Origin of the sequence: Bacillus sp. FSL L8-0193 (assembly GCF_037976065.1) — a bacterium.
In the GTDB taxonomy this organism is placed as follows: domain Bacteria; phylum Bacillota; class Bacilli; order Bacillales; family Bacillaceae; genus Bacillus; species Bacillus paralicheniformis.
Map to the genome: position 1 here is coordinate 2,864,776 of NZ_CP150261.1, position 23,403 is coordinate 2,888,178.

A 23,403-nucleotide genomic window follows, 5' to 3' on the forward strand; every position below is an offset into this window, starting at 1 on the left:
CATTGTTTAGTAATGAAGTTTAATTTGAAAGGTTTTATCATGCATCTGCCCCTTCCGGGTTTCACTTACCCGTTAAGCGAGCGAGGATGACAACTTTTAAAATAAACCGAGGGAAGAAAGAGGCATTAAAACTGGAAGGGACGAAAACGGATTTAAACCGCCCCCGATTGTCGGGGGCGCTGTTTTTTTGACTCATAGCTCTTTATACATAAAGTAATCAAAATCGGCATGTTGATGTGCTCCGCTTGTATCTTGGCATTGCATTCCCACAAAAGCTCCGGTGAAGAATCCTCCTCCGCGCACATAATCATCTGACAGTTTTTTAGATTCCAACGGGATCTCAATTTTATACCAGTCTTTTTTATTAAAAGAATAGGAGTAATAATATGTTTCCCATTCGACATTTACTCTTAAATAAACATATTGTATGTCCCGCGGGATGACAATTTTGTCTTTTATCGGCTGTGAGAATGTAAAATTATCGCATATCGTTACATCCAAAATGCGCCCAAGGTCTTCATCATAAGTCACTTGAAGAGCCGTCCAGTTTTCGGTGTTGTAGTAATTCACGAGTCCCGCGGCTTGCTGAAAGGTCTCCGGGTTGAAATCAACAGCAGTCTCCGCTGTAAAACGGAGGCTTTGCCAACGCCTGGCTACAAACGCCTGGGTAAATGTAGAGGTTAGTGATTCACGTCCATATAAACGTAAATGATTCGGCCTTTCAGTCAATGATCCTAATTCTTTCGTAAAGGGAATCCGCAATGTCTGAAAGTTCATATTTAATGTCCGATCAGCAAATTGATCGACTTCCTGATATGTCGATGGAAACTTGGTTTCAGATATGCGGGGCGCTTCCACCTCCACCCTCCCCTCTTTTCCGCCTGCCACATAAGGCCAGCCGTCTTTCCACTCTAATTTTTGAATCGCGGTTTCTCTTCCCAAAGGACAATATCCTCTTTGGTGAATAACCGAGTCATCAGCAGGATGAATAGGACGCCCGGTTAAGTGAGCTAAATACCACTCGCCTGTATGCGTTTCCACAATTGATGCATGTCCGCATTTCTGCAACGGATTCCGAGGTTCGTGCCAAGACGTTAAAATTGGATTGTCGGGGTGAATCTCATATGGTCCTTCGATATGTTTTGAACGGGCAATTGTGGCGGCATGCTCGTAACGGGTCCCGCCTTCCGCTGTCAACAAATAGTAATAATCCCCGATATGATAAAGGTGCGGCGCTTCAGTCAGTTTAATATCTGTGCCTTCAAAAATGATTTTCGGTTGATGGATAAGCCTTTTTTCGCGCACGGAAAATTCCTGCATCACAATGCCTCCGAATGAATGGCGGCCGATCCGGTGATCCCACAGCATATTTAACAAATATTTTCTTCCGTCGACATCATGGAACAATGAAGCATCGAAGCCGGAACTATTTAGTTGAATCGGCTCCCCCCAATCTCCATCGACGGTTTCGCAAGTAACTAAATAGTTATGACAGTCTTTCCAGGCTCCATCCACAACTTTTACATCTGTATATATAAGCCAAAACTTTCCTTCACTGTAACTTAGACAAGGCGCCCATACACCGCCTGAGTCGGGATTCCCTTTCATATCCAATTGTGAAACCCTCTGCAACGGATGTGCAATTAAACGCCAATTCACCAAATCTTTTGAATGATGGATTTGCACTCCTGGAAACCATTCGAAGGTGGATACTGCGATATAATAATCTTCCCCTACTCTACATATGGATGGATCCGGGTTGAAACCTTTAAGCACCGGATTGATAATTTTCATCTTCATTCCTCCTCACGGTTGTCTTTAAAATGTATATTTCTACTGAAATTCTTCATAGAGTCCAAGTCACTTTATCTCTATTCTCTAATTCACGTACGACTTTTGCATATTTTTCATCGCTTAAATTGTAAAAATTAATGTCGATCATAGCCAATATAAGGAAAATAACCGGAACTACAGTTGTCGTTAATAATATCCCTGTCAACGCTTCAGGTGTTTGGACCTGGCCTGCGGCATAGCCGAACTTCTCCAATATGAGTCCTGGAACGATTCCGCCGAGTGCCATGCCAAACTTGAAAAAGAAGCCGATAATCGCATAAATCAATCCACTCAAACGTTTCCCTGTCTTATATTCGCCATATTCGATTGTTTCAGGGATAAGCGCCCACATATATCCCCCGGCCGTCACGCTTCCAACTGCGGCAATGACCCGAAAGAAGAGCACCAGAAACACATTGCTTGGCGGAACAATGAGAATGGCTAAAAGTCCAATGATATTTAATAATAAAGCGGCATTTAATAGCTTTCTCTTTCCCAGCCACTTATTGATTCGGGGTATAAACGGCAGGATGGCCAATGCAGGAAGGCTTCCAAGCAAGCCGTACCATTTCACAAGATCGGCTCTGCCTACATTGTACGTCATGTAGTAGATGCCGACGGAATTGCTTATCGAGTTGACGCCAAAAATAATGATAAAGAAAATGCTTAAAACGACTAACGGACGATTCACCCGGAATTGCTCGAATAGATCGGAAAATTTAATTTTTTCTTCGGACATTGGCAGAGTGACCCGTTCTTTTGTACTTTTAAAACAAAAGATTAATAGACAGGCGCCAATTATCCCCAGCATGCTCATCGTCAGCTGCCAGCCAAGAGCCGTGTTTCCTGTCGTATCACCTAAATAAGTAGAAAGTAAAGGAACAAAAAAAGATACGATGAGTCCGCCAAGATTGGCAAAGACCATCCGAACCGAAGTAATGCTGACGACCTCTTGATTATCTCTCGTCATCGCGGAGGTTAATGCGCCGTATGGAACATTTATCGCTGTATATGTGAGTGATAACCCGACATACGTGATATAAGCGTAGATTAATTTTCCGGTATCTGAAAAATCTGGAGTTGTAAAACAGAGGATGGCAAGTACAGCAAGCGGAAACGCGCCGAACAGCAGATACGGCCTAAACCTCCCGAATCTGCTGTTTGTTCGGTCTACTAATGTTCCGATAAAAGGATCGGCAAGCGCATCAATGATTCGAACAATCAGAAACATTGTTCCAGCGGCAGCGGCTGATAAACCATAAACATCCGTATAGAAAAATAACAGATATGTAGAAACCGTGGTGTAAATTAAATTACATGCTAAATCTCCAGAAGCATAACCGGATTTCTCATACATACTAACTTGGTTTACATGTCCACCCGTCATGATTCTTACCTCCTCCACAGCCTTTCAAAACGGCTTTATGATAAGTTTTTATGAAAGCGCATACATTGAACCTGGCAAGCGGCCTTTCAGCCGAAGTGAGACAGATGCTTCACTCGTCAACCACGAATACTAGATTGTAGGTTTATGTCATCTTATCACCTCCATTTTTCAATTTTCGCAAGAATCAGATTTCGAAGGTTGCTTTGATCAGAACATAAAATGATCTCCCTCTTTCATCCACTCCTTATGCACACACTTAGTTTAATCATCAAACTAAGTTTAAGTCAGTTTGAAAATGTTGTCAATCATTAGCAGTGTCTATTTCAATTTCAAAAGAAAAAAACTCGAAAAACCGCGGAGGCCTTCATGGGATATCAGCTTCATTTGTTACAGCGCCGCAGCACCATGATCGGCCTTTTTTCTTAATAAAAGCACAATTTATGGATGCCGTTCGCAAAAAGTGCATCATATGAAAAAGATAAACCCAATTTTTCAGGGAACAATGCCTCATTCTTTCATCTGTGATGAATGATACAATCCCCAGTGTAGTGACTAAAAAGGAGGACCAATCATGAAATTCAGCAAAATCGGTGCCTTACTGCTCACTTTGGCGTGTTTGCTTTTGCCTTTTTCTTCTGCGTCTGCAGCAGGTTCCGGTGTATGGGATAATATCGGCACATACGGCATGACATCGCAGACTCCGATCATTAAATCAGGCGGAGGGAAATTTTATTTTCACAACAACAGCTTTTATGGCTTTACTTTTACGCTGTATGAAGTTGACGGGGCGGGAAGCACGCCCGAAATCGTTAGAAAAAATATCTACGTCGGACCGAAAAGCAACAGTCCGGTGATCGATGTCAGCGATTTTACAGATGGCGCGAACAAAAAAGCAGAACTCGTTCTGTTTAAAGGGAACGATACATACATCACCGTTACTTGCTATGATTGAATTCCCCATAAACAGTAAGCCCGCCGTTTACAGACGGCGGTTTTTTGATGCTTTTTTTGCCTGGTCAAACAAACGGTCCCCTCTTTAAACTGAGGGGGCACAAAAAAGTGCCTATATAACTTTAAAGTGCGTACTTCCGTTTCGGGTTCTTCTGTTCCATAATCATGAATGATGTTTTGTATGACATTGTTCTGTTTATACTGAAAAGAAAACGGAGGGATCCATGATGAACCTGAACATACGAGGAAAAACAGCATTGGTGACCGGATCAACGTCCGGAATCGGCAAAGCGATTGCCGCTTCACTTGCGAAAGAAGGTGCGTCTGTCATCATTAACGGACGCCGGCAAGACAAGGTCAATCAAATAATAGACGAATTGAAAGGCCAATTCCCCGAGGCTGTTCTTCATCCGGCCCCTTATGATCTTGGCACTGAGAAAGGGTGTCAAGACCTAATAGCAGCGTTCCCGCATGTTGATATTCTCATTAATAATTTAGGAATTTTTGAGCCGGCGGAATATTTTGAGATTCCGGATGAGGATTGGTTCCGCTTTTTCGAAGTGAATATTATGAGCGGAGTAAGGCTCTCGCGGAGATATTTGCAAAACATGATCGAGAAAAAAGAAGGCCGGGTCATTTTTATTGCGAGCGAAGCTGCGGTTATGCCGTCACAGGAAATGGCGCATTACAGCGCAACAAAAACGATGCAGCTTTCGATTTCCCGGAGCTTGGCAGAGCTTGCTACGGGTACAAATGTGACTGTCAATACCGTTATGCCGGGCTCAACCTTAACCGAAGGCGTTGAAACGATGCTGAAGACTCTTTATCCAGATGAAAACCTGACGGTCGAAGAAGCGGAAAGGCGGTTTATGAAAGAAAACCGGCCGACCTCTATCATACAAAGGCTGATTCGGCCGGAAGAAATCGCGCACTTTGTCACCTTTTTAAGCAGTCCGCTTTCCTCGCCGATCAATGGTGCAGCCTTGCGGGCGGACGGCGGATTGGTCCGCAGCGTCTTTTAAATGAAAGGCTGGAATGCCCGGCATTCCAGCTTCATCGTTATCGATCAGCATAAACATGTTGGAAGACTGCGGTCGCATCCCATGCATTCAAGCCAAATGCTCCCTCGGTAAACGTGGAATCCCGAGCACTTATCACCAATCGGCCGTCCAAGTAAATATGAAAGTTGGAATCGCGGGCCACCGCCTTCAGGTGATATTTCCGGCCGGTTTCTATCGGTGTGCGGTGTTCGGCAATAACAGAGGCCGAGCCGTTTTCAAATTTGAAAAACTTCACCACATCATGCTTGGCATCCACATTGGCAAGATATCCGTTTTGAACATCCTTGTCGGCCCGAAACACGAGAGCACCCGCCCCTCTGCCATTTCCATCCTTTACCGTGATATCTGCTTCATATGTGAAATCTGTTCCTTTTGCTGAAGATAAAATGAACGAATCCCCGTCAGATCGCCCTTGTTTTCCATCAATCGTGTCGGCCCATACACCGTTTACGGTCGTCCAGCCGGTCAAATTCGATTGAAAGGGTGACGTTCCCCATACGTTTTTCAGAGGATGAACCGTCATTGAATTCAGCTTGACAAACCCGTTAGATGCGTATACTTCAAGCCCTTTACTGGATCGGTCCGGCAGAATAATGTCGGTGATCACCTGCCTCCCGTCGTTGCCGAATACTTCAACTGAAGAGCGGTCGACATAAATGCGCATCTTCACCTTCCCACCGACCGGTTGCAGCGGGGCCGCATGCTTTCCGGTGTTAAAGTTCGGATTAAAGGAGACGTTTCCGGATTGGCTTCGGTCGACGAACAGTGAAGCGCTGTTTTTGCTGTAGCCGATTTTCGTATATTGGTTTTCCCCTGTTCGGACTTTAAAGCCAAATTCGGCCGCAGTTCCGGTATTTACTTGAAATTCCGCATTGATTTCGTACGCATTATCTGACAGCGCTTTCAAAAAATTTCTGTTTCGAGGTGAAATGATCTTGTTTTTCCACATTTGCGATGCACCCCTGATCGACTTCAGCTCAGTTACCGGAGCCTGAACAATTCTGAATCCTTCGGAAAACGCTTTCAATTTTAGTTCTCTCGGGATAGACATTGCGCTTCTCCACGGGGAAGTGGGAATATCGTTTGCGTATTGCCAATTGCTCATCCATCCTAACCAAAGCCTTCGCCCGTCAGACCGCGGGATATCAGACCAGCTGACAGCTGCGTAGAAGTCTTTGCCGTAATCTGTCCATAATACGCGATTCGGCGGGTTTTCATTTTTAAAGGTTGTGCCGTCAAAGCTTCCGACGAAATATTGCATGCCTGATCCTCCTGAGACAGCACCGTCTCCAACACTGACTTGCATCACCCATTTCGTTTCATTCGGTCTGCCCTCTACAGGAAGCTCAAACAGATCCGGACATTCCCACACGCCTCCATGGCTGCCTTCTCCTTCGCCGAATTCGCTCGCATATGTCCAGTGCTTCAGGTCAGGCGATGTATAGATTAAAATTCGGTCGCCGCCCGCAAGCACCATCACCCACTTTTTCGTCTGTTTGTGCCAAACGACTTTCGGATCTCGGAAATCTCTTTTTCCCGGATTTGGAATGACGGGGTTGCCTGAGTACTTCGTCCATGTCCTGCCTTTGTCATTGCTGTAGGCGATGCTTTGTACTTGTTCCCCGTCCCGGTCCTGCGTATAAATGGCAACGAGCGGCTTCTCCGTCCCTGTTTGAAACCCTGTTGTATTATGCCGATCGACGACAGCGCTTCCCGAAAAAATTGTCCCTTTTTCATCCGGATACAGCGCGACCGGCAAATGCTCCCACTTGACCAAATCTTTGCTTACTGCGTGCCCCCAATGCATCGGCCCCCAGCGCAAGCCATACGGATGATATTGATAAAACAGATGATATTCCCCCGCGTAATACACCATCCCGTTCGGGTCATTCATCCAGTTTGCTTCCGGCGTGAAATGATACTTGGGCCGATGATCCTCGTTATAGTAGTCCGGGTCGGCCGCAGCTGCGGAAAAGGCTTCCGGAAACATCATAGCCCCTATGATCCCCATCTGAATCATTCTCTTTTTCATCCCTTTTCTCCCCTCTTCTTCACACGGTTTTTAGTGACGGTTAAGGCAGGAAGTCCAAACAGCCTCCCCCTTTTTGCGGCCGAATGGACCTGCCTCTCCAAAAGCTAAGAAAAGAACAACTAAATCATTTTATGCCAAAAAGCCAGCCCAATAGCCGACAATCCCGATGATAAAAATACCGAAAATCATGAGAAGAGGATTCACCCCTTTGCGAAGCATCCAGGCAGCGAGCAATGTCAATCCTAGAGGCAGTACCCCCGGCATGATGCTGTCTAAAATGTTTTGCACGGTCTGTACATCGACTTTGCCTGCATCATCTTTAATTCTCGACACGACGATCGGGATATTGATCGTCGTCCACTTGGAAACGAGCGCTCCCATCACAAACAGCCCGAGTATTGAAGCGCCTTCCGTCAGTTTCTGAATGCGGTTCCCGACCAAGTCCTGCAAAATTTCCATGCCTTTCACATAGCCGTACTTTAACCCGTAGTATTTTGTACTTAACCTGATCGCGTTGATTAAAAAGAAAAACAAAAGCGGGCCGGCGATGTTTCCGCTTAAAGCAAGCGACGCTCCCAAGGCTGCCAGAACGGGACGCAGCGTCCCCCAGAAAATCGGGTCGCCCACACCTGCCAACGGGCCCATTAAGCCGATTTTCATTCCATTAATCGCTTTGGCATCAATCTTTTTATTGTTGGCCATTTCTTCTTCCATCGCAGCGGTCACGCCGAATATCGGCGCTGTCAGCCACGGATGCGTATTAAACCATTCCAAGTGGCGCTGGAGCGCTTCGCTCCGTTTCGCTCCCGGACCGTACAATTTTTTGATCGCCGGAATCATGACGTAGCAGTAGCCGAGCGCCTGTACACGCTCAAAGTTAAATGATCCGAGCAAAAAGTTTGAGCGGATAAACATACTGAAAATCTCTTTCTTCGTTAACCTTTTTTCTGTGCTCATTATTCGTCCCTCCTTCAATAGTTAAGCATCCAGATCATCGTCATCATCATATGCAGCCACGCTGCTGTCACTGGCGGCAGCCACCGCCCCCTGCGCATGATTTTTTTGCATCACTTGCTGATATAAAAATGCCAGACAAAGCCCGAGGGCACCGAAGCCGACTAAATTGAAATCGGTAAACGCGGCCAGCAAAAAACCGATATAGAAAAACGGCTTCAAATACGGAATGTTCATCATGTTGATGACCATCGCATATCCGACAACAACGATAATCCCCCCGCCTATTTGCAAACCTTTTGTGATGACGTCCGGAATATTTCCCAAAAACGCCTGAACAGCGCTGACACTGATCAGAGCCACAATCAATGTCGGAATCATAACGCGCAGCGCCTGAAACGCCATGGCGGTAATATGCATGATTTCAATTCCTTTAAAATTGCCATCCTTTGCGTATTTGTCGGCACGGTGAATTAAAAATACGGTGATCGTCCTGACGAAAATCGTCAGCGCCTGACCCGCAGCAGCCAAAGCCACCGCGACGGCAATCCCTTCACCGACTCCCTGATCGGCGGTAATCACTAAAATGGTCGAAATCACGGAAGCGATAGCCGTATCGGGGGCCATTGCAAGACCGACGTTCATCCAGCCAAGCGCCATCAGCTCCAGCGTTCCGCCGAGAATGATGCCTGTTTTCAGATCCCCGAGAACCAGGCCGACCAACGTGCAGGCAATCAGCGGACGGTGTGTCTGCCCTTCGTCCAATACACTACCGATACCTGTTATAGCTGCAATGACGAGCAGCAAAATAATTTGAATCGTTGACATGGCTTTAGAACCCTCCTTCTAGGATTTTATTGCGTTTCTTAAAATCTGCATAAAGTCTTCGCTCGAATCTGACGGCAGCTGCCTCAGTTCCAGCTTCACGCCCAATCCGTGCAATTGTTCAAACGATTTGATGTCCTTTTCAGTCACGCTTACCGATTTCGTTATTTGCCTGCGGTTATTCTCGAAGCGCATCCCGCCGACATTGACTGTTTCGATCGGAACACCTGCTTCGATTAAAGAAACAATGTCGCCCGGATTTTCGAATAACAGCATTGCCGTCGTATCTTCGTACCGCGGACTGTGAAACGCTTTGGCCATTTTGGAGATCGAAACGGCGCTGGCTTTCACATTTGAAGGTGCGACAGAAAGGATCAGCGTTTTTCTCATTTCGTCCTGCGCCACCTCATCAGAGACGACGATAATGCGGTCAGCAGCGTGGATTTTAATCCATCTTGTTAATACTTGGCCGTGAATAAAGCGGTCATCAATTCTTGCTAAAACGATTTTCATTACAATTCATCCTCTCTTCCCTGATTAGACTGACTGAATTTTTCCAATTGCTCGCTGCAGATTTGGAAGCATTCCCGGCTCATCTTTTTCAACTGGTTCAGCAGTTGTTTTAGCGGCATATGCTCCCTCAAGCTCAATGCCTCTAACAAAATCGGCAGGTTCACGCCGGCTGCCATATCGAATCTCCGCTCCTTCGCGATGTAAGGAGTCGCTGCGTTGTATGGCGTCCCGCCGAAAATATCCACTAAAAAAAGCACCTCGTGTTCCTCCGGAATGTCCTTCAGCGTCTGATGATATTTTTCTTGCAGTGTCTGAATGCCTTCCCCTTTCAGAAACGGCACCGCGATCAGGCTGTCTTCTTCTCCGAATATCATCCCTGAAGATTCTTTTAATGCTGTGGGAAAGTTTCCGTGGCCGCTGATAATGACTGTAATCATGTACATTGCTCCTTTCTTTTTTCGTTCGCTTATTTATAATGCAAGGATCGTGCCAACAAAGTTGTATTAAGCGCTTTCACTGCATCTCAAGACGAATGATTTTCAAGTTTGAAACACATTCAAGCATAAAAATAAACCTGTATTAAAATGGGATTCCACTTAATACAGGTTTACCTGAAAAAATCGCTCATGGAAAACAGCTATAACTCTTCAGAAAAGATGGTCGCGATAAATATTTTTTCATCTTCGCTGATCGCGAGTCCAAGCTTTTCTTCGTAAGGCTTTAATGTTTTCTCTGTGATGTGAAGAACGTTTTGAAGCTGATCATTCATTTCTTCTTCCTCAGGAAAAGCGATCGGATTCTGTTTGATCACCCTTTCAAAAGCAAAAGCGGTATGCATGATGACTTTGATCAGCACCGCGTTGCTGAATGTGATGCGCAGTTCGTCTTGAACCGTCTGAAGCCACTCCAACAGCATGTCTATCATATGATAGGGATTCAAAAAGACAAGATATTTTTTCAGGCTGTCTTCGCACAGCTCCTTCACCACCACATTTTTACCGGATAATCCGCCGCTCGCAGGGACATTGCCGTTTCCAATCACTTGCTGAATCACTTTTTCTCCTTCGCCTTCAATCAATACTTCTAAAGGCACGTGCGGAGCATCGATTTTAGGATTCTTCGTGCCCACCGTGGCAAGGATCTCATACGCTTTTTCAATTTCTTTCATGCGGCTTGCTAATTTGATCGATGACACCGTCAAAATGCTGATTTGTTCATCTGATGTCCTGCTCACGATTGCTGTTAAGATCTCTTCGAGCTTTTTCGCCGTTCCGCCGCCTGTCGTGCAAATGGAGACGATCGCCTTCTTTTTGCCTGAGACCCGCGGTTTATCGGCCCATAAATCGATGAAATCCTTTGTAACCGAATCATAGATGGCGTGCAAATTCAAATTCAAATAATTCACCTTGCGGACAGCATCAAGCACCATCGATGTCGTAACATTGCTGATCGTTTTTATTTTTACGCCCGTTTGTTGTTCGAGCCTTGTTTCCAGCATCGCAAGCGATCCCATGTCGACAAGCATTAATACGCCTTCTCCTTCATCAACCTGCTTCACTTTCTCCGCCAGACTGCTTACGATTTCCGCAGGTGAAACGGTCAAAGGCATATCAACCGCAGCAATCGGGGTGCTCCCCAGCAGTTCAGTGGCTACTTCAACCATAGAGCTCGCCGTGCTGTTTCCATGGGCCGCCACGACAATGCCCGTCCTTTTGTTTTCTTTCCATGATTTAATCGACTGAATCAGCATCGTCAAGTAGATGACTTCGATTTCCGGAACGGTTACTTTAAAATACGCTTGAATTTTATCTTTGAAAATCAGTGCGACCTCATATTCTTTCACATGGGTTTCCCTGATTTCATCTGTTTCCTGCGGGTTTAAAACATCAATCTGTTTTCCGCGCTTTAAAAATGCGGCGATGTGCATGCTCAGGAAATAGATGAATTTACGGTCGAATTTGCAGTCTAACTCATGTTCAGCGACTTCCTTTAATTCTTTCGTCATCTGCATCACGTCGTCTTCAACGAATTTGAGCAAGCTGTGGTTTTGAAGCATTTTCTGATTAAAAAAGCTTCTGACGTGCAAATGAATATCCGTTAAAATATATTGATTGATTTGTTTTTTTGTTAAGCCTTCTTTATTCAGGATTTTCGCTTTTTCTTCTATAACATGGTATAAGTTAAATGAGTCATCGATTTTCGTTGTATCATCTTCCACAATCGGAGAGATGATCGTTGTAATGTTGACGTATTCAGAAATCATTTTGCTCCGTTCGATATTTTTGCTGCTGGACATCCAGTCCTGTTTAATCTCATCGGGAAGATCCCGGACGGTCAGTTCAACAACCTCGTCTTTGTCAAGGTTATTTAAAAATCCGTGCGCACAGACCAGCTGCACATTTGATTTCAGCTGCCCGACATTTCCGAATTTTGCAGAATGAATCAATGCATTATAGACGTCGATATGAACATTTAAGTTTTTTTTGATCCGCTCTGCTTCTTTCCCCAATAAAAACGTTGTCAGCTCCACTCTTTCTCCAAGGGAGCGTTCATCGAGCGACGGAATATGTACGGTCATCGGAATTCTCCGTAAAAATGTCTTCAGCAATGCAGAACTCGGGTTTTCTGTTGTTGCGCAGATAAACAGGACTTTTGCCGTTCGCTTATGCTCTGTTTCACCAAGCCTGTTGTATGTGCCGCTGTCAATGAAATAAAACAGCATTTCCTGCCCCTCCGGCGGGAGACGATGAATTTCATCCATAAACAGAATGCCCCCGTCCGCCTGTTCGACTAATCCTGCTTTGTCTTCGCCGGCACCTGTAAACGACCCTTTTTTATGTCCGAACAATTGCGAGAGCAATAATTGAGGATTGTTATAATAATCGGCACAGTTGAATGTGATGAACGGGGAATCGGGCTTCAATATGTCCGAATAAACGGCGAACTGGTAGATCCGGTTCGCAAACAGCGATTTACCTGAACCCGTCGGACCGAGCAGCAGCATGTGCAAGCCGTGCGGAGGATAAAAGACAGCCGCTTTCGCCTGAGAGATTGCCTTTTTCAAGCTCCCTTTAGCCCCGATCATGAGCTCGAGGGGATCGGCGGACATGTTGCGCGCCGGCTTTTTTTGGCCGTCAGCCAGCCGCTTCAGTTCTTCAACCTCCATCAACTCTGAGTTCCATTTGATGTTCAAGATGTTTTCAACGATTTCCACCGGGACATAGCGCACAGGGAACGTTTTAATCTTGATCACCTTTTTGGCACGAACGAGATTGTTTAATTCAAAGCTGACATTTGAACGCTCCATTTGCAGCTGACCGGCGATTTCCTGAGCCGAATTCCCTTGTATCTTTAAAAGCTGATGGATATTCGTTTCGCGAAAATTATCCAGCAGCTGATGGTAGATTTTATCTATTCTTTTCATATGTATCATCCTTTGTTCTCGATTGATCAGCAAAAAGGCGGCAAACTTCTTGAAGATTCAGAACTTTAAAGCCGAATCACGGGATAAAAAAAAGATCTTTTACAGATTGACAATCCTGACTCTCCTACTTTTATATCGATTTGTTCGTGCTCTCATGACACAGTCTGGTGTTTTTGCTTCATCAGCATCCACAGAAACACCCCACCCAAAGTAGCAGCTTGTCAATAGTGTATCATTATTGAGAAAATATTGGTGAAAACATCCTGTATTTTTCTCTAAATGTAAATGTTTTGTGAAAGCTCTGCTGATCAATGTTCACTTCGATACCATGTTGGCCGAACGACCGGCTGCCTTAACTTTCACAAAAAAGGCCGTTGACGGTTCAACGGCCTCTATCTTTATGATTCATCTCCCTTTGAAAATAAACGATTCCTTTAAAAGTCTGCCTTCGCTCCCTTTTTCCGTCCAAATCAAGTCCACTTCCAATTCGGTCGCATTCTCTGCCAATAGCAAATTCCGGTGCTTGACAGGGCTTCCGTCATTTAAGCTTTTGGCTAAAGAGACCGCATTGTCGTGAGGAATATTCCAAAGCGAAAATTTCGTTGAAGAATTGGGTTCATTCCGATAGAGATAAATTTCCGCCGAAGCTACATCGTGTCCAATGTTTTTGATTTCGACAGCATAAGTATGAAAGCTACCTTTTTCCGGCTTCGCCATTCCGTTTTTTGCTTCGGCTTTACCGATTTGAACTTCCCATTGTTTTGAAGCCTGTTTAACCGGCAATTCTTCAAACGTCAGCGCTTTCGTTTCAAATGTCGGAACAATCATGCCGAACAGGCACAATGCACATATGAATAGCCGCATATTTTTCACTCCTCGATGGTCGATGTCCCCATATGTTTTTCCTTATTCATAAATCCTATGCATACCGACGTTTCACTCCTGCTTCTGGCAGGGTAATAAAAGGACTGGAGGGATCAAGCAATGCCGCAAAACCACAATGATCGATACGAACTCTTTTTCAAAAAAAGATACAAAGTTCTTCATACATTAAACGATTTTCTCATCGGTCTTTTATTCCTTGTCGGGAGCTTCTGTTTTTTCTTCGAGGAACTGAAGCCGGCGGGAATATGGATGTTTGTGATCGGCAGCTTTCAGCTGTTAATCAGGCCGACGATCCGTTTGGTTCATGATTTTCATTACCGGAAGTTTGTTGAGAGCCGGCGTTCCAAATCCCGTGAGTAAATTTAAACAGCAGGGAGAGATGGCAGGGGACCCGCTAAGAAGTGCATATAAAAAAGGCCGAATCCTATCGGCCTTTCCTCTGTCACATAAGCCACTCCTCACAATCGGCGGCAAGCCGTTCCAACTCGTTCATAAAAGCGCCGGCATGATAGCCGTCACACACTGCATGGTGTACTTGCAGGGAAACCGGCAAAAATGTTTCACCGCCTTCTGAAAAGTATTTCCCGTTTGTAATAATCGGCAGCAAGTGTTCGCTGTTATCTAGGTTTAAATTAAAGTTTGTAAAGCGCACCCATGGAATAGAAGAAACTGAAAACGCATTGGGCGGGATGTCCGGCTTAGCCCACAAGCCCTTTTTGTCTCCAAAGCGCTCGGCATCCTGAAGATATTGACGATAAAACCGCGAGAAATCATCTGAGTATTCTGTCCAGAGGGCGGAAAACGTTTGGTCGTCCTGATGAAAAATCGTATAGCACGGGTGCATTTGTTCCCAATATCCCAGCTGTCCTTTGTCGTTAAAAGTTGTTCTAAACTCGGGACGCGAATGAATGGCCCTTGATACGATATAAATAAAAACCGGGTACAGCTTGATCTTCTTTTTCTTGAGCACGGCAAGCAAATTGGTCACATTGACGTTTGCCGTTATACTGAAAGAACATTTCGCTTCCTTCATGTAATGGTCAAAATAAGATTTTCTATACCAAGTGTCGAGATCGATTGTTTGAAAATTCATGTTTTACCTCCTAAAATATAGCTTTTTTATTTTAGGAGGCCTGCTTCTCTGATTTCGGCAATATTCTCACCTCATCCTGTATTGTAAATGAATTGTAGCGCGTTTCGGAGACGCAGGCAACCGTCCCTCCTCTTCTTTGTCTTCTTGCTGTGCCATTCCCCGCCTCTCCACCTCCGGCTGTCATTTAGGTTATACTGACATAGATCGGGGTGAAGATATGAATAGCAAATCACGATTGACGCCTGAAAGGTGGCGGGCGATTACGGAAAACGATTCCGCCTATGACGGAGTTTTTTATTACGCGGTCAAAACGACCGGGATATTTTGCCGCCCTTCCTGCAAATCGAGAGTTCCGCAAATCGAAAATGTGCAAATCTTTTTCAATGCAAAAGATGCTTTATCAGAAGGGTACCGCCCCTGCAAACGCTGCAATCCGGCCGGGATGCTGCTGCCGGATGAAGAGCTGGCACAGCGGGCGGTGCAAATCATCGAGGAATCTTATCGCGATCCGCTGTCTCTGCAAGCTTTGGCAGACAGGTGCCATATCAGCCCTTTTCATCTGCAGCGGACGTTTAAACGAATCAAAGGCGCCTCGCCGGCAGAATACATCCTGCAGAAAAGGATTGAGAAAGCATTCGATTTGCTTGCCCATTCTGAACGAACGATCGCAGAAATCGCCTCAATGGTAGGCATCGGGAATGCGGATTATTTTGCCGCTTTGTTTAAAAAGAAAACAGGGCAATCACCGACGTCATACCGGCAAATGAAACGGAGGTAAACATATGGAAGATCAAATCGTATACTGGCGTACGCTGACTTGCCGCCGCTCGCAGATTCACATTGCGGCGACTACCCGCGGGCTCTGTTTTACAGGGGCATGGAATCAAGGATTCGGGGAGCTGGCCGCTTGGGCCGAAAAAAGGTACGCACAGCCAGTTTTCATTCGGGATGACAAAGGATTGGCAGAATACGCCGAGCAGATTCAGGCGTATTTAGATGGCAAGCGGACTCATTTCAGCTTTCCTGTCGACCTTGCCGGAACGCCTTTTCAGCTGGCCGTGTGGCAGGCGCTCTCCGAAATTCCTTTCGGCAGCACGCGTTCCTATTCCGATATCGCCGGGCATATACAAAAGCGGAACACTGTCCGGGCCGTAGGTACGGCGATCGGCGCAAATCCGCTGTTAATGGTAGTGCCGTGCCATCGGGTTATCGGCAAAAACGGACAGCTCACGGGATACCGGGGCGGATTGGAGATGAAAAAAGAACTGCTGATACTGGAGGCCGCAGGCGCCGCTGAACATCCTTTAACAACGGCATCCCGATCTCAAGCTTTCTCATCCGAGACAATGTGAAGGTCGATTCCGTCTGTATGCCTCATAATGCTGTTGACAATCGAGCCTTTTCTGATTTCTTCCCATCGCGATCGGGCGGATTGGCCGAGCACGATTTGTGTAATGCCGTGCTGTTTCGCTGTATCAGTGATCGTTTCAGAAATGCGCCTTTTGTTTGAGTGTTTAAAAATGAATTCGGCGCCGAATTGTGCACAGAGCGTCTCCCATTGCCCGATTTTATCCCGTTCTGTCGGGGCCAGCTGCTCCTTTGACGTGCGCGACACGTTTAAAACGAGCAGATCGGCCTTCAGGCGGCTTGCGATTCTCCACCCGCGCCGAATCAGTTTTTCGGCATTTTTTCCGTGCTGGACGCACACCAAAATCTTTTCATTCGTTCCCCTCGGCCGGAGGCTGCCGTTCGTCCGCTCCAGACGATCATCCACATCATCTGCAACTTCTCGCAAGGCGAGCTCTCTCAACGCAGCTAAATTATTTTTCGTAAAAAAATGGGTTAAAGCCTGTTGTATCTTATGTTTTTCATATACCTTTCCTTCCTGAAGCCGCTTTTGCAATGTTTCCGGAGTGACGTCAATCAAGATGACTTCATTCGCCAATTCCAACACGCGGTCCGGGATCCGTTCTCTTACTTTCACCCCGGTGACGTGTTGAACGATATCATGGACGCTTTCGATATGCTGGATATTGACGGCGGACAGCACGTTGATGCCTTCCTGTAAAATATCTTCAACGTCCATGTACCGCTTTTCATTTTTCGAACCTGGCACATTGGTGTGAGCCAGTTCATCGACAAGCACAAGGTCTGGCTTCCGGTTAATAATCTCATCGACATCCATTTCTCCCATCGTTATCCCTTTATATGAAATGTTTCGTTTTGGAATGACTTCTAAACCTTTGACGAGTGCGGCCGTGTCTTTTCGATGATGCGTTTCGACAAGGCCAATCACGGCATCGATCCCTTCACGCTTTAAATCGTGCGCTTCCTGGAGCATCCGATACGTTTTTCCGACTCCCGGCGCAGAACCGATATAAATGGTCCAATGCCCTCTTTTCAGCTGTTCAATTTCGGCCAGCAGCTCTCCCGGCGTCTTCCTTCGATAATCACGGGTGTTTTTTGTCCGCATTGCAGCATCTCCGTTTTCTCATCAAGTTTGTTTTTCCCGATGTCGTATGATCAGACACCGGGCAGCATTCTACTTCAGTTTTTCTTTTAAATCGATATTGAGAAGCAGCACGTTGACGCGCGGTTCACTTAAGAAGTCGCTTTTGGTATGCTGATGAACAAGCTGCACAAGCTCTTTCTCCGGCAGTCCTGTCAGACGGCTGATTCTCGGAATTTGCGCCATCGCCCCGTCGGGACTGATATCAGGGTCTAATCCCGAAGCGGAGTTCGTGACTAAATCGACCGGCAGTTTACTGATCGGAACATCAGGGTTTTCCTCCTTCCACTTTTCAATCGATGCTTTCATCCGTTTCAGCAAATCGGGATTTGACGGCGCTTCGTTTGGGGATCCAGATCCTGCGGCATCATACTTGATGCTGGATTCCCTTCCTTGAAAGAGCCGCGGGTCTCTAAACCGCTGGCCAATGAGTTCAGAGCCGATCACATTCCCCTGCCGGTCATACACAAGACTTCCATTTGACTTTCCAGGCATGGCGGCCTGTGAAATCCCTGTCAGCGCGAGCGGATATCCAAGCCCGCAAACCAGCATTAACAGCAGGCTGATTCTGAAGATTACTCCGATTTCTTTCATGACGATTCCTCCTTACAACATAATCTGAAGCAGCATATCGATCAGCTTGATTCCGATGAAAGGGACGATAACGCCGCCGAGGCCATAGATCAATAAATTGCGGGCCAGCAAAGCATTTGAGCTCATCGGCTTATAAGCAATTCCTTTCATGGCTAAAGGCACAAGAAGCGGGATGATCAGCGCGTTAAATATCAGCGCAGATAAGATCGCTGAAATCGGCGAACCAAGCCTCATGATGTTCAGCGCGTTCATCTCGGGAATCGCCAGCATAAACATCGCCGGGATGATGGCAAAATATTTGGCGATATCGTTTGCGATGCTGAACGTAGTCAAAGCGCCGCGCGTCATAAGCAGCTGCTTTCCGATCGAGACGACTTCAATGATTTTTGTCGGATTCGAATCAAGGTCCACCATATTCGCTGCTTCCTTGGCAGCTGTTGTGCCGCTGTTCATGGCAAGCCCGACATCAGCCTGCGCAAGTGCGGGCGCGTCATTGGTTCCGTCGCCCGTCATGGCGACAAGCTTTCCTTCAGATTGTTCGCGCTTGATCACATTAATCTTGTCTTCGGGCTTGCTTTCGGCAATAAAGTCATCAACGCCCGCTTCCCTTGCGATCGTAGCGGCCGTTAATGGATTGTCGCCTGTGCACATCACCGTTTTGATCCCCATTTTGCGAAGCTCGGCAAAGCGCTCTTTCATGCCCGGTTTAACGGTGTCTTTTAAATAGATCAAACCGAAGATTGTTCCGTCTGCCGCTACAGCCAGCGGTGTTCCGCCTTCTTTTGAAATCCGTTCGCTTTCCAGATCGAGATTCGAAGGTATCGTTCCGCCATTGTTGATCACCCACTTTTTCACGGCATCGACAGCGCCTTTGCGAATGTGCCTTCCGTCGGGCAGGTTCACGCCGCTCATTCTCGTTTCCGCCTTGAATTCAATCGGTTCTCCTGCTTCAGCAACGGACGAGTCATAGTGAATCGAGAGTTTATCAGCGAGTTCGATGACTGAGCGTCCTTCCGGTGTTTCGTCATGGATGGAGCCAAGCGCCGCATATTCACCAACGGTTTGAAGCGATTCATCGCCGACAGGGACAAATTCCCCGGCCATCCGGTTTCCAAAAGTGATCGTCCCTGTTTTATCAAGAACAATCGTGTTAATGTCGCCCGCAGCCTCGACAGCTTTCCCCGACATCGCCAGAACGTTGAAGCGGGTCACGCGATCCATTCCCGCAATCCCGATGGCTGACAGGAGCCCGCCGATCGTCGTCGGTATAAGACAGACAAGCAGGGCAATCAAGACGGCGGGATCAATTTGAAAACCGAGATAGGACGTAAAAAACGGGAGTGTCGCAACAACGATCAGAAAAATCAGCGTTAAGCTCGTTAAAACCGTATTCAACGCGATTTCATTCGGCGTTTTTTGCCTTTCAGCCCCTTCGACTAAAGCGATCATCTGATCGAGGAACGTTTCACCCGGATCACTCGTGATCTTGACTTTAATCGAATCGCTGACGACCCGGGTGCCTCCCGTAACAGAGCTGAAATCACCGCCTGCTTCCTTTATGACCGGAGCAGACTCTCCCGTGATGGCCGATTCGTCTACTGATGCGAGACCCGCGATGACTTCACCGTCGCCAGGTATCATTTCTCCCTGGGAGACGATGACGATGTCCCCCTTTCTAAGCTCGGCAGGCGCTACCTTCTCAATGCGGTCATCCATTACTTTATTGGCCGAAACCCCTTTTTTCGTCTGTTTTAAAGAATCGGCCTGTGCCTTTCCTCTTCCTTCAGCCAGCGCTTCGGCGAAATTCGCGAATAACACGGTGATCAGCAAAATGAAAGAAACCGCCGGATTGAACCAGGGAGCCGCCGTACTGCCGAAAAACCGGGGAAACACGGAAAGCAGAACCGTTATGAAAAATCCAACTTCTACGACAAACATAATCGGATTTTTGATCATAGTTCGCGGATCTAATTTTAAAAAGGCATGTTTGACCGCATCTTTGATGATCGTGTCGTTCATCGTTTGCTTTGTTGTGTGAACGGCATCCGGTGTGGCCTGTTGACTGGAATGATGCAAATCGTTCATGAGTAAAGCCCCCTTATCGTAATGTTAAATATTCTGCGGCCGGTCCCAACACAAGCACCGGAAAGAATGTTAAAGCCCCGACGATCAGGATCGAAGCGATAAAAATCCCGCTGAACAGGCTTGAATCGGTGCGAAATGTTCCGATTGTTTCCGGAACGGTTTGCTTTTTCAAAAGTGACCCCGCAACTGCGAGCAGTGTGACAATTGAGAAATAACGGCCGATAAACATCACAATTCCCGTTGTTATATTCCAAAAAGGCGACGCGTCTCCGAGCCCTTCAAATCCTGAACCGTTATTCGCGGCTGAAGACGTATATTCGTATAAAATCTGGCTGATCCCGTGAAATCCGGGATTTGAAATTGCAGCCTGACCCGCTTGCGTCATGACGGCAAGCGCTGACGCCCCTAAGATTAACAAAGGATGAATCAGCAGAGTAACGGCTAAAAGCTTCATTTCATTTCCTTCAATTTTTTTGCCTAAAAACTCAGGCGTTCTTCCGACCATTAAGCCCGACAGAAAAACCGCAACCATCGCGTATAGAAGCATGTTCATCAATCCGGCGCCTATTCCGCCAAACACCGTGTTCAGCATCATATTAAGCAATGCCAAAAGACCCGTTAGTGGCGTGAGCGTGTCGTGCATCGTATTGACAGCTCCTGTCTCGCTCGCGGTGGTAACCATCGCATAAAAAGCTGAATTCAATGTTCCAAAACGCACTTCCTTACCTTCCATGCTGCCTTCTGTGTGCTCGATTCCGAGCTGATTGATGACGGGATTGCCTTGCGATTCCGCCATGAAAGCTGCCCCGGCTGAAAGCAAAAACAAAAGACCTGCGGATACAAAAAGAATGCGGCCTTGCTTCAGATTCCCAACCATTTTCCCATACGTAAACGGCAGTGAGATGGTAATCAAGAGCATTAATAAAATTTGAATCGCATTGCTCCATCCATTCGGATTTTCAAATGGATGAGAAGAGTTGACGCCAAAATACCCCCCGCCGTTGTTCCCCAGTTCTTTGATGGATAAAAAGGACGCCACCGGCCCCCGAACAATGGACTGCTCCCCTCCGCTCACCGTATGGGCTGTCACGGAACCGTCAAGCGTCTGCGGTACGCCTAGGGCGACGAAAACAAGCGACACCACAACTGTGATCGGCAGTAAAATCCGCGTGATCGAACGGACCAAATCGACAAAAAAGTTGCCGAACGGTTTCCCGGCGAGCCCCCGAATCATCGCAACCGCGGCGGCCAGCGCCGTAGCGGGAGCGGCAAACATTAAAAAGGTGATCGCAATCATCTGCGAAAGCATGGACAGACCGCTTTCGCCGCTGTAATGCTGCAAATTTGTATTCGTCATAAAACTGACTGCCGTATTAAAAGCCAGTGTGGGTTCCATTCCCGCGACCTTTTCAGGATTTAAAGGCAGTACACCCTGCAGACGAAAAACGAGATAAACGATGAAAATCATCGCCGTATTCGTGAGTACCAGCGCGGCGGCGTATTTCTTCCACGATTGGTTTTCTCCTTTTACTCCGCCCAGCTCAAGCAGCAAGCGTTCCGCCGGAAGGAAAAACCGGTCGATTTTGGACGGGGCGCCGTCAAATACCTTCGCTATGTAAAGCCCCATTGGTTTGGCTGCCAGCAATGCGGCAAGCAGGATAAAACAGATGGATATGAGCGACGTCATTTCAATACCCCCAATTTGTGTACAATTAAAATTTCTCAGGATTCAATAAAGCATAAGTCAAATAGACAAACATGGCGGCTGCTCCCGCTGCCAATAGCGCCATGGCAATCACTCCTTTCACATTTATGATTGATCAGCGGTTTTCCCCGCCCATCTCAGCAACAGAAACATCATCCCCGCTAAAAATGCGACAATGGCCAGCATCACGATATCCAGCACTCCGCTCACCTCCTTTCATGTTTTTTGCACGAAAAAAAGCCGCAAGAGAACAAACCTCTTACGGCTTTTTTGGGCACAGTTAAGAAACCGTGCTTTATGCACGTTTTTTGGTTCTCTTTAAACGCTTGCGAGGTTAGCTGTCGGATTCAGGTGCAAAGAGTCACCTTACCTTGAAAAGGATTCACCCCAAGTGGCAGCGCCACAAAAAATTGGTTCCCCCGCTTCCAATTGGAATTCAGCGGTTACGTTAATTGGAAATTTTATTCAGTTTTTTGATGAGATTTATATTACGCCCGTTCAATCATCGTGTAAAGTTTCATAAATGATCAAATTTCCTCGTTTATCAATTTTATAACCTTTTTTACACAGTTTATGACTTATTACCTTCTATTTTCTCTTAATATCTTGTTTTCTCTTTCATGTTATGGCTTTTACCTGTGAAAAACGGCGGATAAAAAATGTGTCGAAGCCCCGCTCGGAAATTCGAACGGGGCCGTTTTTTGTTAAAAGTCAAAGTTATCAGGATCAGGACCGACACGGGTGTTTTCATTCAGCCCGTCAATTTGCTTCATTTCCTCGAGGGTCAGTTCAAAATCAAATACCTCCGCGTTTTGGGCAATTCGCTCCGCTTTTGTCGACTTTGGAATGGTGATGACTCCGTTTTGCAAATCCCAGCGTAAAATGACTTGAGCAGGTGTCTTGCCGTGCTTGTCCGCGATATCTTTCAGCAGCGGGTGGCTGAGCAATTGGCCTTGCATCAGCGGCGACCATGCTTGAAGCTGGATGCTGTGCGAACGGCAAAACGCTTGCAGCTCTTTCTGCGTGAGCCGCGGGTGATACTCGACCTGGTCGATCACCGGTTTGACGGCGGCATCTTTCAGCAAGTCTTCCAGATGGTGAACGTGAAAATTGCTGACGCCGATTGCTTTTACGCGTCCTTGTTCATAAAGAGTTTCAAGGGCTTTCCACGCCGCTTTATAGCGCCCTTCAACAGGCCAGTGGATCAGGTATAAATCCAGGTAATCGAGCCCGAGCTTTTCGAGACTCGCTTCGTAGGCTGCAATCGTTTCGTCATAGCCTAAATCGTCATTCCAGACCTTTGACGTTACAAACAAGTCTTCTCTAGAAATTCCGGCTTCTTTCAACCCTTCGCGAATTCCTTGGCCAACCCCTTCTTCATTTCCGTAGATGGCTGCCGTATCGATACTGCGGTAGCCGTGCTTGATTGCCGTTTTTACGGCTTGCACCAGTTCGGGCCCTTCCTCTACTTTAAACACGCCTAGTCCAAACCAGGGCATGTCCGTCCCGTTATTCAATGTGATTCGATCTTGCAGATTTTTTGCCGTCATCT

19 protein-coding genes, 1 pseudogene and 1 riboswitch are annotated in these 23,403 nt (G+C 46.6%); of the genes and pseudogenes, 5 read left to right on the forward strand and 15 right to left on the reverse strand.

Features of this window, described 5'->3' with window-relative positions; genetic code table 11:
- Positions 1-192 precede the first annotated feature (192 nt).
- Positions 193-1,794 carry a xylan 1,4-beta-xylosidase gene (gene xynB, locus MHH76_RS14350; protein ID WP_020452348.1) on the reverse strand — a complete coding sequence of 534 codons (1,602 nt, stop codon included), beginning with the start codon at positions 1,792-1,794 and terminating at the stop codon, positions 193-195.
- A 2-nt stretch (positions 1,795-1,796) separates the two neighbouring features.
- Positions 1,797-3,220 (reverse strand): annotated as a pseudogene (locus tag MHH76_RS14355) (MFS transporter).
- A 571-nt stretch (positions 3,221-3,791) separates the two neighbouring features.
- Here MHH76_RS14355 and MHH76_RS14360 point away from each other — a divergent pair.
- Both MHH76_RS14360 and MHH76_RS14365 read left to right on the forward strand, forming a co-directional pair.
- A complete protein-coding gene (locus MHH76_RS14360) occupies positions 3,792-4,172 on the forward strand; it encodes a hypothetical protein (protein WP_020452350.1) in 381 nt (126 codons plus the stop codon).
- Positions 4,173-4,398: 226 nt separating this feature from the next.
- The gene (locus MHH76_RS14365; RefSeq protein WP_043054412.1) at positions 4,399-5,193 is read left to right on the forward strand and encodes an SDR family oxidoreductase; all 795 of its coding nucleotides are present in this window, start codon (positions 4,399-4,401) and stop codon (positions 5,191-5,193) included.
- A 37-nt stretch (positions 5,194-5,230) separates the two neighbouring features.
- On the opposite strand, the gene MHH76_RS14370 is transcribed toward MHH76_RS14365, so the two are convergent.
- The 7 genes from MHH76_RS14370 to MHH76_RS14400 all read right to left on the reverse strand — a co-directional run bounded on the left by MHH76_RS14370 (position 5,231) and on the right by MHH76_RS14400 (position 13,844).
- Complete coding sequence (locus MHH76_RS14370; protein WP_043054413.1) at positions 5,231-7,264, reverse strand: GH32 C-terminal domain-containing protein; 2,034 nt, start codon at positions 7,262-7,264, stop codon at positions 5,231-5,233.
- 129 nt (positions 7,265-7,393) lie between these two features.
- Positions 7,394-8,221: a PTS system mannose/fructose/sorbose family transporter subunit IID gene (locus MHH76_RS14375; protein ID WP_020452353.1), complete on the reverse strand. Its 828-nt coding sequence runs from the start codon at positions 8,219-8,221 to the stop codon at positions 7,394-7,396.
- Positions 8,222-8,242: 21 nt separating this feature from the next.
- Positions 8,243-9,046, reverse strand: a complete 804-nt coding sequence (locus MHH76_RS14380; protein WP_020452354.1) for a PTS mannose/fructose/sorbose transporter subunit IIC — start codon at positions 9,044-9,046, stop codon at positions 8,243-8,245.
- Positions 9,047-9,064: 18 nt separating this feature from the next.
- The gene (locus tag MHH76_RS14385; protein WP_023855343.1) at positions 9,065-9,556 is read right to left on the reverse strand and encodes a mannose/fructose/sorbose PTS transporter subunit IIB; all 492 of its coding nucleotides are present in this window, start codon (positions 9,554-9,556) and stop codon (positions 9,065-9,067) included.
- A complete protein-coding gene (locus MHH76_RS14390) occupies positions 9,556-9,993 on the reverse strand; it encodes a mannose/fructose/sorbose PTS transporter subunit IIA (protein WP_020452356.1) in 438 nt (145 codons plus the stop codon). Before MHH76_RS14390 ends, MHH76_RS14385 begins: the two co-directional genes overlap by 1 nt.
- Positions 9,994-10,193: 200 nt before the next feature.
- Positions 10,194-12,980 carry a sigma-54-dependent transcriptional regulator gene (locus MHH76_RS14395; protein ID WP_020452357.1) on the reverse strand — a complete coding sequence of 929 codons (2,787 nt, stop codon included), beginning with the start codon at positions 12,978-12,980 and terminating at the stop codon, positions 10,194-10,196.
- Positions 12,981-13,385: 405 nt separating this feature from the next.
- Positions 13,386-13,844: a hypothetical protein gene (locus MHH76_RS14400; protein WP_043054414.1), complete on the reverse strand. Its 459-nt coding sequence runs from the start codon at positions 13,842-13,844 to the stop codon at positions 13,386-13,388.
- A 120-nt stretch (positions 13,845-13,964) separates the two neighbouring features.
- Here MHH76_RS14400 and MHH76_RS14405 point away from each other — a divergent pair, with 120 nt between their 5' ends.
- Positions 13,965-14,225 (forward strand): YrhK family protein, encoded by a 261-nt coding sequence (locus MHH76_RS14405; protein ID WP_023855347.1) that lies wholly within the window; start codon positions 13,965-13,967, stop codon positions 14,223-14,225.
- An 82-nt stretch (positions 14,226-14,307) separates the two neighbouring features.
- Here MHH76_RS14405 and catA read toward each other — a convergent pair whose 3' ends face one another.
- A complete protein-coding gene (catA, locus tag MHH76_RS14410) occupies positions 14,308-14,958 on the reverse strand; it encodes a type A chloramphenicol O-acetyltransferase (RefSeq protein WP_043054415.1) in 651 nt (216 codons plus the stop codon).
- Between the two features lie 217 nt (positions 14,959-15,175).
- Here catA and MHH76_RS14415 point away from each other — a divergent pair, with 217 nt between their 5' ends.
- The gene (locus tag MHH76_RS14415; RefSeq protein ID WP_023855349.1) at positions 15,176-15,736 is read left to right on the forward strand and encodes a bifunctional transcriptional activator/DNA repair enzyme AdaA; all 561 of its coding nucleotides are present in this window, start codon (positions 15,176-15,178) and stop codon (positions 15,734-15,736) included.
- A gap of 4 nt (positions 15,737-15,740) precedes the next feature.
- Positions 15,741-16,310 (forward strand): methylated-DNA--[protein]-cysteine S-methyltransferase, encoded by a 570-nt coding sequence (locus MHH76_RS14420; RefSeq protein ID WP_043054416.1) that lies wholly within the window; start codon positions 15,741-15,743, stop codon positions 16,308-16,310.
- Here MHH76_RS14420 and kdpDN read toward each other — a convergent pair.
- The 5 genes from kdpDN to MHH76_RS14445 form a co-directional block, all read right to left on the reverse strand.
- Positions 16,283-17,431, reverse strand: coding sequence for a KdpD-like non-kinase potassium sensor (gene kdpDN / locus MHH76_RS14425; protein WP_043054417.1), 1,149 nt, complete (start codon positions 17,429-17,431; stop codon positions 16,283-16,285). The genes MHH76_RS14420 and kdpDN overlap by 28 nt on opposite strands.
- 69 nt (positions 17,432-17,500) lie before the next feature.
- Complete coding sequence (kdpC, locus tag MHH76_RS14430) at positions 17,501-18,061, reverse strand: potassium-transporting ATPase subunit KdpC (RefSeq protein WP_020452363.1); 561 nt, start codon at positions 18,059-18,061, stop codon at positions 17,501-17,503.
- Between the two features lie 12 nt (positions 18,062-18,073).
- Positions 18,074-20,146: a potassium-transporting ATPase subunit KdpB gene (gene kdpB, locus MHH76_RS14435; protein ID WP_020452364.1), complete on the reverse strand. Its 2,073-nt coding sequence runs from the start codon at positions 20,144-20,146 to the stop codon at positions 18,074-18,076.
- 13 nt (positions 20,147-20,159) lie between these two features.
- Positions 20,160-21,833, reverse strand: coding sequence for a potassium-transporting ATPase subunit KdpA (gene kdpA / locus MHH76_RS14440; RefSeq protein WP_020452365.1), 1,674 nt, complete (start codon positions 21,831-21,833; stop codon positions 20,160-20,162).
- 325 nt (positions 21,834-22,158) lie between these two features.
- A riboswitch (cyclic di-AMP (ydaO/yuaA leader) is annotated at positions 22,159-22,303 on the reverse strand.
- Positions 22,304-22,555: 252 nt separating this feature from the next.
- Entirely contained in the window at positions 22,556-23,401 is an 846-nt protein-coding gene (locus MHH76_RS14445; protein WP_020452366.1) for an aldo/keto reductase, read from the reverse strand.
- Positions 23,402-23,403: the final 2 nt, after the last annotated feature.

What these genes read in the sequence shown, in the direction of transcription:
- MHH76_RS14370 (WP_043054413.1), bottom strand. Translation starts at nt 7,264, where the DNA reads ATGAAAAAGAGAATGATTCAGATGGGGATCATAGGGGCTATGATGTTT.
- catA (WP_043054415.1), bottom strand. Translation starts at nt 14,958, where the DNA reads ATGAATTTTCAAACAATCGATCTCGACACTTGGTATAGAAAATCTTAT.
- kdpA (WP_020452365.1), bottom strand. Translation starts at nt 21,833, where the DNA reads ATGACGTCGCTCATATCCATCTGTTTTATCCTGCTTGCCGCATTGCTG.
- MHH76_RS14375 (WP_020452353.1), bottom strand. Translation starts at nt 8,221, where the DNA reads ATGAGCACAGAAAAAAGGTTAACGAAGAAAGAGATTTTCAGTATGTTT.
- MHH76_RS14445 (WP_020452366.1), bottom strand. Translation starts at nt 23,401, where the DNA reads ATGACGGCAAAAAATCTGCAAGATCGAATCACATTGAATAACGGGACG.
- MHH76_RS14385 (WP_023855343.1), bottom strand. Translation starts at nt 9,556, where the DNA reads ATGAAAATCGTTTTAGCAAGAATTGATGACCGCTTTATTCACGGCCAA.
- MHH76_RS14400 (WP_043054414.1), bottom strand. Translation starts at nt 13,844, where the DNA reads ATGCGGCTATTCATATGTGCATTGTGCCTGTTCGGCATGATTGTTCCG.
- MHH76_RS14360 (WP_020452350.1), top strand. Translation starts at nt 3,792, where the DNA reads ATGAAATTCAGCAAAATCGGTGCCTTACTGCTCACTTTGGCGTGTTTG.
- kdpDN (WP_043054417.1), bottom strand. Translation starts at nt 17,431, where the DNA reads ATGCGGACAAAAAACACCCGTGATTATCGAAGGAAGACGCCGGGAGAG.
- xynB (WP_020452348.1), bottom strand. Translation starts at nt 1,794, where the DNA reads ATGAAAATTATCAATCCGGTGCTTAAAGGTTTCAACCCGGATCCATCC.
- MHH76_RS14395 (WP_020452357.1), bottom strand. Translation starts at nt 12,980, where the DNA reads ATGAAAAGAATAGATAAAATCTACCATCAGCTGCTGGATAATTTTCGC.
- MHH76_RS14415 (WP_023855349.1), top strand. Translation starts at nt 15,176, where the DNA reads ATGAATAGCAAATCACGATTGACGCCTGAAAGGTGGCGGGCGATTACG.
- MHH76_RS14365 (WP_043054412.1), top strand. Translation starts at nt 4,399, where the DNA reads ATGAACCTGAACATACGAGGAAAAACAGCATTGGTGACCGGATCAACG.
- kdpB (WP_020452364.1), bottom strand. Translation starts at nt 20,146, where the DNA reads ATGAACGATTTGCATCATTCCAGTCAACAGGCCACACCGGATGCCGTT.
- kdpC (WP_020452363.1), bottom strand. Translation starts at nt 18,061, where the DNA reads ATGAAAGAAATCGGAGTAATCTTCAGAATCAGCCTGCTGTTAATGCTG.
- MHH76_RS14420 (WP_043054416.1), top strand. Translation starts at nt 15,741, where the DNA reads ATGGAAGATCAAATCGTATACTGGCGTACGCTGACTTGCCGCCGCTCG.
- MHH76_RS14390 (WP_020452356.1), bottom strand. Translation starts at nt 9,993, where the DNA reads ATGATTACAGTCATTATCAGCGGCCACGGAAACTTTCCCACAGCATTA.
- MHH76_RS14405 (WP_023855347.1), top strand. Translation starts at nt 13,965, where the DNA reads ATGCCGCAAAACCACAATGATCGATACGAACTCTTTTTCAAAAAAAGA.
- MHH76_RS14380 (WP_020452354.1), bottom strand. Translation starts at nt 9,046, where the DNA reads ATGTCAACGATTCAAATTATTTTGCTGCTCGTCATTGCAGCTATAACA.